The sequence below is a fragment of the Pseudomonas benzenivorans genome, from assembly GCF_033547155.1.
In the GTDB taxonomy this organism is placed as follows: Bacteria; Pseudomonadota; Gammaproteobacteria; order Pseudomonadales; family Pseudomonadaceae; genus Aquipseudomonas; species Aquipseudomonas benzenivorans_B.
In genome coordinates, this window is the sequence record NZ_CP137892.1 from 3,648,165 (window position 1) to 3,661,469 (window position 13,305).

14 protein-coding genes are annotated in these 13,305 nt (G+C 65.7%); 3 read left to right on the plus strand and 11 right to left on the minus strand.

The window, feature by feature from the left end:
• Positions 1-9: 9 nt before the first annotated feature.
• From proB to rplU, 4 genes are all read right to left on the minus strand, one after another.
• Complete coding sequence (gene proB / locus SBP02_RS16850) at positions 10-1,128, minus strand: glutamate 5-kinase (RefSeq protein WP_318643508.1); 1,119 nt, start codon at positions 1,126-1,128, stop codon at positions 10-12.
• A gap of 77 nt (positions 1,129-1,205) precedes the next feature.
• Entirely contained in the window at positions 1,206-2,423 is a 1,218-nt protein-coding gene (gene cgtA, locus SBP02_RS16855) for an Obg family GTPase CgtA (RefSeq protein WP_318643510.1), read from the minus strand.
• A gap of 169 nt (positions 2,424-2,592) precedes the next feature.
• A complete protein-coding gene (rpmA, locus tag SBP02_RS16860; RefSeq protein ID WP_318643512.1) occupies positions 2,593-2,850 on the minus strand; it encodes a 50S ribosomal protein L27 in 258 nt (85 codons plus the stop codon).
• Positions 2,851-2,889: 39 nt separating this feature from the next.
• Positions 2,890-3,201, minus strand: a complete 312-nt coding sequence (gene rplU / locus SBP02_RS16865; protein WP_318643514.1) for a 50S ribosomal protein L21 — start codon at positions 3,199-3,201, stop codon at positions 2,890-2,892.
• A gap of 245 nt (positions 3,202-3,446) precedes the next feature.
• Here rplU and SBP02_RS16870 point away from each other — a divergent pair, with 245 nt between their 5' ends.
• Positions 3,447-4,415 carry a polyprenyl synthetase family protein gene (locus SBP02_RS16870; RefSeq protein ID WP_318643516.1) on the plus strand — a complete coding sequence of 323 codons (969 nt, stop codon included), beginning with the start codon at positions 3,447-3,449 and terminating at the stop codon, positions 4,413-4,415.
• A gap of 131 nt (positions 4,416-4,546) precedes the next feature.
• On the plus strand, positions 4,547-4,774 hold the full coding sequence (locus tag SBP02_RS16875; RefSeq protein WP_318643518.1) for a PA4570 family protein: 228 nt from the start codon (positions 4,547-4,549) through the stop codon (positions 4,772-4,774).
• An 86-nt stretch (positions 4,775-4,860) separates the two neighbouring features.
• Here the strand turns inward: SBP02_RS16875 and SBP02_RS16880 are convergent, their stop codons facing one another.
• The 6 genes from SBP02_RS16880 to SBP02_RS16905 all read right to left on the minus strand — a co-directional run bounded on the left by SBP02_RS16880 (position 4,861) and on the right by SBP02_RS16905 (position 10,074).
• Complete coding sequence (locus SBP02_RS16880; RefSeq protein WP_318643520.1) at positions 4,861-5,478, minus strand: FKBP-type peptidyl-prolyl cis-trans isomerase; 618 nt, start codon at positions 5,476-5,478, stop codon at positions 4,861-4,863.
• 81 nt (positions 5,479-5,559) lie between these two features.
• Positions 5,560-5,859 carry a DUF6482 family protein gene (locus SBP02_RS16885; protein ID WP_318643522.1) on the minus strand — a complete coding sequence of 100 codons (300 nt, stop codon included), beginning with the start codon at positions 5,857-5,859 and terminating at the stop codon, positions 5,560-5,562.
• 139 nt (positions 5,860-5,998) lie between these two features.
• Positions 5,999-6,493, minus strand: coding sequence for a TIGR00645 family protein (locus tag SBP02_RS16890; protein WP_213641316.1), 495 nt, complete (start codon positions 6,491-6,493; stop codon positions 5,999-6,001).
• 183 nt (positions 6,494-6,676) lie between these two features.
• Complete coding sequence (locus SBP02_RS16895) at positions 6,677-7,018, minus strand: PA4575 family protein (protein WP_318643525.1); 342 nt, start codon at positions 7,016-7,018, stop codon at positions 6,677-6,679.
• Between the two features lie 183 nt (positions 7,019-7,201).
• The gene (locus SBP02_RS16900; RefSeq protein ID WP_318643526.1) at positions 7,202-9,658 is read right to left on the minus strand and encodes a Lon protease family protein; all 2,457 of its coding nucleotides are present in this window, start codon (positions 9,656-9,658) and stop codon (positions 7,202-7,204) included.
• 95 nt (positions 9,659-9,753) lie between these two features.
• On the minus strand, positions 9,754-10,074 hold the full coding sequence (locus tag SBP02_RS16905; RefSeq protein ID WP_318643527.1) for a TraR/DksA family transcriptional regulator: 321 nt from the start codon (positions 10,072-10,074) through the stop codon (positions 9,754-9,756).
• A gap of 217 nt (positions 10,075-10,291) precedes the next feature.
• Here SBP02_RS16905 and SBP02_RS16910 point away from each other — a divergent pair, with 217 nt between their 5' ends.
• Positions 10,292-11,512, plus strand: coding sequence for an RtcB family protein (locus tag SBP02_RS16910; RefSeq protein ID WP_318643528.1), 1,221 nt, complete (start codon positions 10,292-10,294; stop codon positions 11,510-11,512).
• A 66-nt stretch (positions 11,513-11,578) separates the two neighbouring features.
• Here SBP02_RS16910 and ettA read toward each other — a convergent pair whose 3' ends face one another.
• A complete protein-coding gene (gene ettA, locus SBP02_RS16915) occupies positions 11,579-13,243 on the minus strand; it encodes an energy-dependent translational throttle protein EttA (protein ID WP_318643529.1) in 1,665 nt (554 codons plus the stop codon).
• Positions 13,244-13,305: the final 62 nt, after the last annotated feature.

Consider the following 13,305-nt stretch of genomic DNA (forward strand, 5'->3'; position numbering starts at 1 on the left):
ACTTTCCCCTCACACCAGAACCAGATTATCTCGATGCACCAACTCGGGCTCATCGACATAACCCAGCAGCCGCTGGATGGCATCCGACGGCTGACCGATGATCTTCTGCGCCTCCAGCGCGCTGTAGTTGGCCAGCCCGCGCGCCACCTCGCGCCCCTCGAGATCGACGCACACCACCATCTCGCCGCGGCGGAAGCTACCCTGCACCACCTTGACCCCGACCGGCAGCAGACTCTTGCGATCCTTGGTCAACGCCTTGACCGCCCCCGCATCCAGCACCAGGGTGCCACGGGTCTGAAGATGCCCGGCCAACCACTGCTTGCGCGCGGCCAACAAACCACGCTCCGGCGCCAACAGCGTACCCAGCTGCTCGCCGGCCCTGAGCCGCACCAGCACCTGCTCGATCGCCCCTCCCGCGATGACGGTATGCGCACCGGAACGCGCCGCCAGACGCGCCGCGCGCAGCTTTGTCTGCATGCCGCCACGCCCCAGCGCACCACCCACGCCACCGGCCACGGCATCCAGCGCCGGATCGTCGGCGCGCGCCTCGTTGATCAGCGCCGCGCCGGGATTGTGCCGCGGATCGGCGTCATACATGCCATCCCGATCGGTGAGAATGACCAACAGGTCGGCCTCGACCAGATTGGCCACCAGCGCCGCCAGGGTGTCGTTGTCGCCGAAGCGGATCTCGTCGGTGACCACCGTGTCGTTTTCGTTGATCACCGGCACCACATCCAGCTGCACCAGGGTGCGCAGCGTGCTGCGGGCATTGAGGTAGCGCTTGCGGTCCGACAGGTCGTCATGGGTCAGGAGGATCTGCGCCGTGTGCCGAGCATGCTCGGCAAAGCTCGACTCCCAGGCCTGGATCAGCACCATCTGACCGATGGCGGCCGCCGCCTGCAGCTCGTGCATAGCACTCGGCCGGGCACTCCAGCCCAGGCGACTCATACCCGCCGCCACCGCACCGGAGGACACCAGCACCAGCTCGACACCCTGCTCGCGCAGCGCCACCATCTGCTTGACCCACACCGCCATCGCCGCCCGGTCCAGGCCGCGCCCGTCGGCAGTCAGCAGCGCACTACCGATCTTTACCACCCAGCGCCGCGCGCCGGTCACCTTGTCACGCATGATCTTCCAACCTTAGCCAGACAGCGCTCGCTCAGCCGTTACAAAAACGCCGCTATTAAGCGGCGCTGAAAACTTGCTTAATCCCGGACGTAGATAATTTCCGGGCCATCCTCGTCATCTTCGTCGTCGAAGTCATCCTCGTCGACATCATCGACACTCTTGACCCCGGCCCGACGCAGCGCACGCTGATCGTCCAGCGCCTGCAGACGGGCGCGCGCCTCGTCCTCGATGCGCTGATCCAGCTCGGCCAGCTCGGCGGCGAACTCCGGATTCTCCGCGGCACGCTCGGCGCGCACCTCCAGGTAGTTCATGATGTCCTGACAGAGGCGCTCGGTCCCCTCATGGGCCAGGGCGGAGATCACATAGACCGGCCCCTGCCAGTCCAGCCGCGCCACCACCTCGGCGACACGCGCCTCGCGCTCTTGCTCGAGCATCTGGTCGGCCTTGTTCAACACCAACCAGCGGTCGCGATCGGCCAATGCCGGGCTGAACTTGGTCAACTCCTCGACTATGGTCACCGCCGCCTCGGCCGGATCACTCAGATCCAGCGGCGCCATGTCCACCAGATGCAGCAGCAAGCGAGTACGCGCCAGGTGCTTGAGGAAGCGAATCCCCAGCCCGGCCCCCTCGGAGGCCCCCTCGATCAAGCCCGGAATGTCGGCCACCACGAAGCTCTTGTAGCGGTCGACGCTAACCACCCCGAGATTCGGCACCAGGGTGGTGAAGGGATAGTCGGCTACCTTCGGCCTGGCTGCCGACACCGCACGAATGAAGGTGCTCTTGCCGGCATTCGGCAGCCCCAGCAGGCCGACGTCGGCCAGCACCTTGAGCTCCAGCTTGAGGTCGCGGGCATCGCCCGGCTTGCCCGGCGTGGTCTGACGCGGCGCGCGGTTGGTGCTGGACTTGAAGCGGGTATTACCCAGACCATGCCAGCCACCCTGGGCGACCAGCAGACGCTGCCCCGCCTTGGTCAGGTCGCCGATCACCTCCTGGGTCGCCGAATCGATCACCGTGGTGCCGACCGGCACCGGCAGGATCAGGTCGTCACCCTTGCGCCCGGTACAATCGGTGCTGCCACCCTTCTCGCCGTTCTGCGCATTAAAACGCCGGGTATAGCGGTAATCCACCAGGGTATTGAGGTTCGCGTCGGCCTCGATATACACCGAGCCGCCGTCGCCACCGTCGCCACCGTTGGGCCCGCCCTTCTCGATGAACTTCTCACGACGGAAGCTCATCATGCCATTGCCACCGTCACCGGCCTTTACGTAAATCGATACTTCATCGACGAATTTCATGGGTACGCCTCCCGCAACACTGCGGGTCAACAGAATCTAAGAACACCAGGCTCTTGCCGGATGACCCCGCGCTCGAGCGCGGCAACCCGGGTCATCGGGTAAGAACCCCTAGGATACAGAAACAAAAAAGCCCCGTCGCAAGGACGGGGCTCTTCCAGCAGCCTCGCGATTAAGCCGCGACGACGCTCACGTAACGGCGGTTGAACGCGCCCTTTACTTCGAACTTGAGCACACCTTCGATCTTGGCGAAGAGGGTGTGATCCTTACCCATGCCGACGCCGTAACCGGCGTGGAACTGGGTGCCGCGCTGACGCACGATGATATTGCCGGCCTTGATGGCCTGGCCGCCGTACATCTTCACGCCAAGGCGTTTGGCTTCTGAGTCGCGACCGTTGCGGGTACTACCGCCAGCTTTTTTGTGTGCCATGAGTTCAATACTCCTGTTAAGGGATTAGGCCGAAACGAATCAGGCCTGAATACCGGTGATTTTGATCTCAGTGAACCACTGACGGTGGCCCTGACGCTTCATGTGGTGCTTACGACGACGGAACTTGATGATGCGAACCTTGTCGTGACGACCCTGCGAAACGACTTCGGCTACAACCTTGGCGCCGTCTACGACCGGAGCACCGATCTTCACGTCTTCGCCATTGCCGATCAGCAACACGCGATCGAAAGTCACGGCCTCGCCAGTGGCGACTTCGAGCTTCTCGATCTTGAGGAATTCGCCTTCGGTGACCTTGTATTGCTTGCCACCAGTAACAATCACTGCGTACATGGTAAATCTCCGTTAATCCTGCTCACCCAGCGCTTTATAGGTATGGTCATCGGCTGGCATGGCTGCTCGGGGCCGGAAGGACGCCCTTGCAATTGCGTAAGGCAGGGAAATGCCCAGGGGGAAGTTCAGGGTGCGCGATTGTACGCAAGCCCCGGGCGCCGCGCAAGCACCCCGGGCACTTGCCTTGACAGCCCCCACCCCGCCCCCTAGCATGCCGCGCAACCTTAGAGGAGCACTTGTCGCCGATGCAACCCCAGGCTTTCTACCGCGTGGTGGCGGACGACTTCACCGCCGTCGACGGCATCATCCGTCAACAACTCGTCTCGCGCGTACCGCTGGTGGAGAAAATCGGCGACTACATCATCTCGGCCGGCGGCAAGCGCCTGCGCCCCTTGCTGGTGCTGCTCAGCGGCAAGGCCCTGGGGCGCGACGACGAGCAGTTGCGCCTGCTCGCCGCCACCATCGAGTTCCTGCACACCGCCACCCTGCTGCACGACGACGTGGTCGACATGTCCGACATGCGCCGCGGCCGCAGCACCGCCAACGCCCAGTGGGGCAACGCCCCCAGCGTGCTGGTGGGCGACTTCCTCTATTCGCGCTCCTTCGAGATGATGGTCGAACTCGGCTCCATGCCGGTGATGAAGATCCTCTCCAAGGCCACCCGGGTAATCGCCGAGGGCGAGGTGCTGCAGCTGTCGAAGATCCGCGACGCCAGCACCACGGAAGACACCTATATGGAGGTCATCCGCGGCAAGACCGCCATGCTGTTCGAGGCCTCGACCCACAGCGCCGCGGCCCTGGCCGGCGCCAGCGACACCCAGACCGAAGCCCTGCGTACCTTTGGCGATCACCTGGGCGTGGCCTTCCAGCTGGTCGACGACCTGCTGGACTACCGCGGCGATGCAGCCACCCTGGGCAAGAACGTCGGCGACGACCTGGCCGAGGGCAAGCCGACCCTGCCGCTGATCTATACCATGCGCGAAGGCACGACCGAACAGGCCGCCCTGGTGCGCCAGGCCATCCAGAAGGGCGGCATCGAGAACCTGGAGAGCATCCGCAACGCCGTGGAAGCCGCCGGCGCCCTCGACTACACCGCCCACCAGGCCCGCGACTTCGCCGAGCGCGCCATCGCCTGCCTGGATGCCCTGCCCCCCAGCGAGTACCGCGACGCCCTGATCGAGCTGAGCCGCTTCGCCGTCGCCCGCACGCACTGAGCCCCGCCGCGCCCACAAGAGCCCGTCCCTGTGACGGGCTTTTTTATGTCGCGACGAAATGCACGAATAAAGACTTGCTATAACCGTAATAGGAATTATTCTCATCAAACCACTCAAGAGGGAGATGAGTCATGACCTACCTGATCGATGCCTGGCTGGATAGACCCCAACCCTACCTGCGCATCCTGCACCGTGAAACCGGCGAGGTCTGTGCGGTATTGGAGGAAGACGCGCTGGGCGAACTGCGCGACCAGGGCGACCTGGACCTGCAGGAACTCAGCTGCACCGAACCCCTGGTGCTCAAGGAGCTGGTGCGCAGCCTGTTTCTGTTCTGCTATGCACGGGCGTTGCGCCCCTGACACAGTCGGCCCGACAGTTTCGCAGGCGATGCCACGAAGCTGTCGGCCAGGGCGCGGAGCGAGCTCCGCCCCCTCGACAACAGGACTTAGAGGACGTCCAGCAACTCGACGTCGAAGATCAGCGCACTGTGCGGCGGAATGCTGCCGACACCCTGAGCGCCGTAGGCCAGCTCGCTCGGCACATACAGGCGCCATTTGCTGCCGGCATTCATCAGCTGCAGCGCCTCGGTCCAGCCGGCGATCACGCCGCCGACCGGAAACTCGGCCGGCTGGCCGCGCTCGTAGGAGCTGTCGAACACCGAGCCGTCGATCAGGGTGCCGTGGTAGTGGGCACGAATGCTGTCTTCACGGGTCGGTACCGCACCTTCGCCAGTGCTCAGCACCTCATACTGCAGGCCGGACGGCAGCACGGTGATGCCGTCACGCTTGGCGTTCTCGGCGAGGAAGGCACGACCGGCACCGGCGGCGGCTTCGGCCTTGGCCTGGGCCTCGGCCTGCATCACCTCGCGGATGACCTTGAAGCTGGCCGCCAATTCGGCTTCGCTGACGCGGCTCGGCTGACCGGCGAAGGCGTCGCTCAGGCCGGCCAGGATGGCCTCGAGGCTCACGCCCGGCGGCGGGTTGTCGCGCAGCTGGCCGCCGAGCTGACGACCGATGCCGTAGCTGACGCGGGTTTCGTCAGTAGAAAGGTTGAGTTCGGACATGACACTGCTCCGCTGGGGCTAAAAAGGCCGGCCAGCCTAGCACAGATGCCCACGTCGCCCTACCGGTGCGCCCGATGCGCCTCAGTGCTTCGCCCCACCCTCGGCGGGGATCCCCGGCTCCTCGGGCAAACCGCACATCTCGTCATGCACCGCCGCCTGCACCAGGTGGAAGGGGGGTAGCTGCGGCAAGGGCTGCAGCACCTCGCGGGCATGCTCCAGCGAGCGCAGGTGCAGGAGCTGGCCGTGTCCATCGTCCAGGGTGAAGGGCTGGCCGCTTACGCGCGCCTCCAGCAGGTAATAGTTGCCCCCCTCCAGGGAGATCAGGTTCAACGCCTCGACATGCCCGGCACGGGCATGGGTGGATAGGTCGTGCAGATTCATGAAGCCACCTCCCACTGACGGTTCGGAGAAGATCCGTACCCGTACAGTCTTTGCAGAAGGGCCGAGAAGCACAAGGCAGCGAGGACGCCGCCCGTCCGTTTTGCAACGTGCAGGCGGTAGGCGCAACGGGAAATGGCGATCAGTGATCGTGCTTGGTCAGCTTGTCCAGATAGCCCATGGCGAAGGCCGACACCACGAAGGCCATATGGATGATCACGTACCACATCAGCTTGGTGTTATCGATGTTCTGCGCATTCATGAACACCTTGAGCAGGTGGATCGAGGAGATCGCCACGATGGACGCCGCCACCTTCATCTTCAGCGAGCCGGAGTCCATCTTGCCGAGCCAACTGAGCTTCTCCTTGCCCTCGTCGATGTCCAGTTGGGAGACGAAGTTCTCGTAACCGGAAATCATCACCATCACCAGCAGGCCGCCGACCAGGGCCATGTCGATCAGCGACAGCAGCACCAGAATAAGGTCCGCCTCGGCCATGGCGAACACGCTGGGCAGGATATGGAAGACTTCCTGGAAGAACTTCAGCGCCAGCGCCAGCAGGGCCAGCGACAGGCCGAAATAGATGGGGGCCAGCAGCCAGCGCGAGGCATACATCGCGTTTTCGATAAAGCGTTCCATGGGTACTCACAGGTAGGGGCGAAAAACTGCGGCCGAGTATACCCAGCACGCTCGGGCAGACAAGGCCACCGGGTTATCCCCGCAATCTGTGGATAAAGCTGTGAAGAGCCACGGGATCGATCGCCGCGCACCAGCAACCACCGGCGCCGGGGCCGGCAGCTCAAAAGACGACCAGCGACCCGATCAGGTTTCTGGACGGAACTGATAGTGCCCCACATGGCGGCAGCGTTCGCCATTCAGGCGGCGCAACTCGGCCTGAATATGCAGACGCCAGATAGGGATCTCGGTGCATTCCTCGTAGCCTTGTACGGCCAGGCTTTCGGCGATTCCACTGAGCACCCCTTCGGCCACCACAGGCCCGTAGAACGGGCCTTGCGCCTTGATGGCGGAGGGTTGTTCGCCGGAGATTCCGGCGGCACAGATCAGCGTCCAGAGTCCATTCTCACCGGCCAGAGGCAGTACCACGCATTCGATACGGGTGACCAGGCCCAGGCATTGACGAGTGAGGCAGAGGTTGCGCGGCATGGCGGCGACCCTCGCTAGATCAGGTCTTCAGCCTACACCCGCAGCGCCGCGGAGGGAAATCCCAGGCTTATCCACGAGCGCTGTGGATAAGCCTGTGCACGAAACGTGGGCAAGCCGACAGAGCCCAGACGGGCCGGCGGCGCGGGCGAAGCGCTCACTGACCGACCAGTCACCGGCTCGCGATCAGGCCGCGGGCGTCTTCTCCCGTGGCTTGCGCTGCTTCGCCGGTGCGGCAACGATCTCCTTCACCTCCTCGCCCTTGTCCTCGCCCAGGTCGATCTCGGCGATCTCGCGCAGACGCTCGACCACCCGGGCGTTGACGCTGCCGGCGGGGAACTGGCCCTCGGCGTTCGGCGTACCGGCGTCCTCGCCGACCAGCAGGCTCAGCGCCTCGTCGACCTGGCGCACCGCATAGATGTGGAACAGACCGGCGCGCACCGCCTGCAGCACCCGCTCGTCGAGCATCAGGGTGGTGACGTTGGAGTGGGGGATGATCGCCCCCTGCTCGCCGGTCAGGCCGCGGGCCTCGCACAGGCGGAAGAAGCCCTCGATCTTCTCGTTGACCCCGCCGACCGCCTGCACCTCGCCGAACTGGTTGATCGAGCCGGTGATGGCGAAGCACTGCTTGAGCGGGGTCCGCGACAGCGCCGAGATCAGCGTGCAGACCTCGCCGAGCGAGGCGCTGTCGCCGTCGACATAGCCGTAGGACTGCTCCAGGGCGATGCTCGCGGATATCTCCAGGGGGAACTCCTGGGCGTAGCGACTGCCCAGGTAGCCGGTGAGGATCATCACCCCCTTGGAGTGGATCGGCTGGCCCAGGTTGACCTCGCGCTCGATGTCGACGATGCCCGAGCCGCCCGGGTAGACGGTGGCGGAGATGCGCGCCGGCACGCCGAAGGCCGAGTCGCCGACCTCCAGTACGGTCAGGCCGTTGCACTTGCCCACCGCGGCGCCGCTGGTGTCGATCAGGATGATGCCGGCCAGCATGTCGTCGATGATCCGCGCCGAGACCCGGCCGGTGCGGGTGGCCTTGGCCTTGAGCGCGCGTTCGATATGGCCGACGTCGGTGACCGGCTCGCCCGCCAGCTGGCGGATGAAGTCGGCCTCGCTGACCAGCTGGAACAGGTCGCCGATGCGCGCCGACAGACGCCCCTGATGCTCGGCCAGGCGGGCGCTGTAGGTCGCCAGCCGCGCGACCGCGGCGGCGGTCAGCGGCGCCATGCCCTCCTCCGAGGTGCGGGTCTTCATCAGCTGGGCGAACTGCTCCAGGCTCTCGTCGCCCAGGGGGATGTCCTCGTCGAAATCGACCAGCACGCGGAACATCTCCTGAAAGTCCGGATCGTGGTCCTGCAGCGCGTAATACAGCTGGCGGGCGCCGACGATCACCACCTTGACCTGCAAGGGGATCACCTGCGGATTGAGGGTCACGGTGGCGATACGGCCGAGGTCGCCCAGGGGCGACTCCATCTTCAGCTGGCGCGAGTGCAGGGCGCGCTTGAGGGCGTCCCAGACGAACGGCTCGCCGAGCATCTTCTCCGCCTCGAGAATGAGGAAACCGCCGTTGGCCCGGTGTAGGGCGCCCGGGCGCAGCTGGCGGTAGCTGGTGTAGAGCGCGCCCTGGTCGGTGTTGTACTCGATGCGGCCGAACAGGTTGTCGTAGGTCGGGTGCGACTCGAACACCACCGGCGCGCCGCCGTCGGTGTGGTGGCCCACCACCAGGCTCGGACAGTACTGTTCCTCGAGCAGCTTGCGGGTCTGCACGTCGGCCTTTTCCACCTCCACCAGCTGGTCCACCACGGTCTTCAGCAGGTTGACCTGCACTGCCTGCAGATAGGCGCAGACCCCAGCATTCTCCGCGTACTTCGCCGACAGCGGCGCCAGCAGCGGTTGCAGGGCCAGGGTGATGGTCTCTTCGTTGAGCTGGCGCAGCTGGTTGCTCGACTCGCGCTTCCACTGCGGCAGGCTGGCCAGTTCCTCGTTGAGACGCTCCTCGAGGGCGGCGATATCGGCGTGGAAGCGCTCGCGCTCGGCCTCCGGCAGCTGGGCGAACTCGGCCTCATCGAGGGCCTTGCCCTCGAGCATCGGGGTGAAGGCGATGTTGCTGCTGTCGCGGTACAGCGCCACGCCGCGCTCCAGGGCCAGGCGCTCGATCACGTCCAGGGCCTGGTCGTAGCGCTTGTTGAAGGCGCGATCGATGACGCTCTTCTTCTGCTGGTAGGAGGGATGCTCGAACACCGCCGGGAAGGTCGCCAGCAGGTTGTCGATCAGCTGGTTGATGTCGGCGATGAACTCGCCGGCGCTGCCGGCGGCCAGCTCCAGCGCCCGGGGCTCGCGCGGTTCGTCGAAATGATTGACGTAGACCCAGTCGCAGGGCGTGGCCAGGCGCTTGGCCTCGGCCTTCAGGTAGCGCTTGGCGAAGGAAAACCGGCCGGTGCCCGGCTCGCCCATGACGAACACGTTGTAGCCCGGACGCGGCATGGCCACGCCGAACTGCAGGGCCTCGACCGCCCGCTCCTGGCCCAGCACGCCACGGAAGGGCTCGAGATCATCGGTGGTGGCGAAGTTGAACTGGGTAGCGGAGAAAGGGCGGGTTAGAGCATCGGGCGCTAGCCGCAGATGGGCAGCAACGGAATCAGGCATCGGGAATCCTTGAACAGAGGGGCACTCGCTTGGGGGAAATCATGGCCGTATCGGGCCGCGGCGACAAGCCATACGCCGCCCCGCCAGCCCGTCGCCTACTTGCGGTCGGCGCAGCGCAGACAATATTCCGCGGCGGGCAGTGCCTGCAGGCGTGCCGCCTCGATCGCCTCACCGCAACGCAGGCACTCGCCATAGCGGCCCTCGGCCAACCGCAGTTTCGCCAGGCCGACCTGGCGCAGCGCCGCCTCGGCCTCGGCCAGCAGGGCCTCGAGCACCTCGTCGTTCTGCCGCTGCAGGGCCTGCTCGGCGAAATCCGGCGAGTGACTGCGGCCCAGGTCCTGGCGAATGGCATTGGCCCGTGCACTGTACTCGGCCAGCAGCGCGTCGAGTGCCGCGCGGGGATCGAAGGCGGACATGGGGGTACTCCTCGTCTTGCACCTAGTCTAAGTGTGGACGCTGACGCCAGGCTTGCACACCGCCGGGGGAGATCTTGTTCACGGCGCAGCGCCCGCAAGCGCCTGCCCCCAGGCAACGCAAGGGTGTAGGCTTGCTCTTGCGCGAGTCGCGGACCGAGGCCAGCGGGAGGCAGCCCCCCAGCACTGGCCATTACTTCGCCGAGGCCTATCGAAGTCGATGAAACAATCCACAGCCGAAGTCCTGCAGATCGCCCCAGGCAAGCCGATCAAGCTCTGGACCCAGGGCGTTCCGGTCGAGCGAGAGGCGCGCCAGCAGCTGCTGAAGACCGCGCAGATGCCCTTCATCTTCAAGCACCTGGCGGTGATGCCGGACGTGCACCTGGGCAAGGGCTCGACCATCGGCAGCGTGATCCCCACCCTCGGCGCCATCATCCCGGCCGCCGTGGGCGTGGACATCGGCTGCGGCATGATCGCCGTGCGCACCTCGCTCGAGGCCGGCGACCTGCCGGACAACCTGCACGGCCTGCGCCGCGCCATCGAGCAGGCCGTGCCCCACGGCAAGACCTTCGGTCGCCACGACCAGGGCGCCTGGGACGAGGTGCCGCACATCGCCGACCAGGCCTGGCGTGCCCTGGCCGGACGCTTCAAGGCCATCACCGACAAGCATCCGCGCCTGGAGAAGAGCAACAACCGCCAGCACCTCGGCACCCTGGGCGGCGGCAACCACTTCATCGAGGTCTGCCTGGACGAGGCCGACCGGGTCTGGTTCATGCTGCACAGCGGCTCGCGCGGGGTCGGCAACGCCATCGGCAGGCTGTTCATCGAGCTGGCCCAGGCCGACATGCGCCAGCACCTGGCCGACCTGCCGGACCGGGACCTGGCCTATTTCGCCGAGGGCAGCCGGCATTTCGCCGACTATGTCGAGGCCGTGGGCTGGGCCCAGGACTACGCCCGACAGAACCGCGCGCTGATGATGCAGGCCGTCATAGGCGCGGCGCGACGGGTGATCGGCAAGCCGTTCGCGGCCGAGCTGGAGGCGGTCGACTGCCACCACAACTATGTGCAGAAGGAACATCACTTCGGTCAGGAGGTGCTGGTCACCCGCAAGGGCGCGCTGTCGGCGCAGAAGGGCGAACTGGGCATCATCCCCGGTTCCATGGGCGCCAAGAGCTTCATCGTCCGTGGCCTGGGCAACCCGGAGGCGTTCTGCTCCTGCAGCCACGGTGCCGGACGCAGCATGAGCCGTACCCAGGCGAAGAAACAGTTCAAGCTGACCGACCAGGTGCGCGCCACCGCCCATGTCGAGTGCCGCAAGGACAAGGACGTGATCGACGAGATCCCCATGGCCTACAAGGACATCGACGCGGTGATGGCGGCCCAGCGCGAGCTGGTGGAGGTGGTGCACAGCCTGCGCCAGGTGGTCTGCGTCAAGGGCTGAGATTCGGCTGGCGAGATGAAAAAACGGAGCCCTGGGGCTCCGTTTTTTCTGTGCTGAAGACCCGGCTTACGCCAGCTTCTTGTGCCGTACCCGGTGCGGCTGGGCGGCGGCCTCGCCGAGGCGCTTCTTGCGGTCGGCCTCGTACTCGGTGTAGTTGCCCTCGAAGAACTCAATGTGCGAATCGTCCTCGTAGGCCAGGATGTGGGTGGCCACGCGGTCGAGGAACCAGCGATCGTGGGAAATGACGATGGCCGCGCCGGGGAAGTCGAGCAGCGCCTCCTCCAGCGAGCGCAGGGTCTCCACGTCCAGGTCGTTGGACGGTTCGTCCAGCAGCAGCACGTTGGCGCCTTCCTTGAGGGTCAGGGCCAGGTGCAGGCGACCGCGCTCACCGCCGGAGAGGTCCTTGACGAACTTCTGCTGATCGCCACCCTTGAAGTTGAAGCGTCCGACGTAGCCGCGCGAGGGCACCTCGTAGTTGCCGATCTTGATCATGTCCAGGCCATCGGAGACGGCCTCCCACACGGTCTTGCTGCCGTCCAGGTCGTCGCGGCTCTGGTCGACGCAGGCCAGCTGCACGGTGTCGCCGATCTCGATACGGCCCGAGTCCGGCTGCTCCTTGCCCATCAGCATGCGGAACAGGGTCGACTTGCCGGCGCCGTTGCCGCCGATCACCCCGACTATGGCGCCCTTGGGCACGCTGAACGACAGGTCGTCGATCAGCACGCGGTCGCCGTAGCCCTTGGTCACGTTGACGAAATCGATGACCTTGTCGCCCAGGCGCGGGCCGGCCGGGATGTAGATCTCGTTGGTCTCTGCGCGCTTCTGGAACTCCTGCGACTGCATCTCCTCGAAGCGCTGCAGGCGGGCCTTGGACTTGGCCTGGCGGGCCTTGGCGCCCTTGCGCACCCACTCCAGTTCCTCGCGCATGGCCTTCTCGTGGGCCGACTGCTGCTTGGATTCCTGGGCCAGGCGAGCGGACTTGGCTTCCAGCCAGCCGGAATAGTTGCCCTCGTAGGGGATGCCGGCGCCGCGGTCGAGTTCGAGAATCCAGCCGGCGACGTTGTCGAGGAAGTAGCGGTCGTGAGTAATAGCGACCACTGTGCCGGGGAAGTCGTGGAGGAAGTGCTCCAGCCAGGCCACCGAGTCGGCGTCCAGGTGGTTGGTCGGCTCGTCCAGCAGCAGCATGTCCGGGGCCGACAGCAGCAGACGGCACAGGGCCACGCGGCGCTTCTCGCCACCGGACAGCACGGCGACCTTGGCATCCCAGGCAGGCAGGCGCAAGGCGTCGGCGGCGACTTCCAGCTGACGCTCCAGGTTGTGGCCGTCGGATGCCTGGAGGATCGCCTCCAGCTTGGCCTGCTCGGCGGCCAGCTTGTCGAAGTCGGCGTCCGGCTCGGCGTAGGCGGCGTAGACCTGATCCAGGCGCGCCTGGGCGTCCTTGATCTGGCTGACGGCTTCTTCCACCACCTCGCGCACGGTCTTGTTCGGGTCGAGCTGCGGCTCCTGGGGCAGGTAGCCGACATTCAGCTCGGGCATCGGCCGCGCCTCGCCGTCGAACTCGGTGTCGACCCCGGCCATGATGCGCAGCAGGGTGGACTTGCCCGCGCCGTTGAGGCCGAGCACGCCGATCTTGGCGCCGGGGAAGAAGGACAGGGAGATGTTCTTGAGGATTTCCCGCTTCGGCGGCACTACTTTGCTCAGCCGATGCATGGTGTAGACGTATTGAGCCATGGATAACCTGGGTTCTGTGACAGAAAACGGGAGCGTGCTCGGCGGCGAGGTCGCCGGCCGAT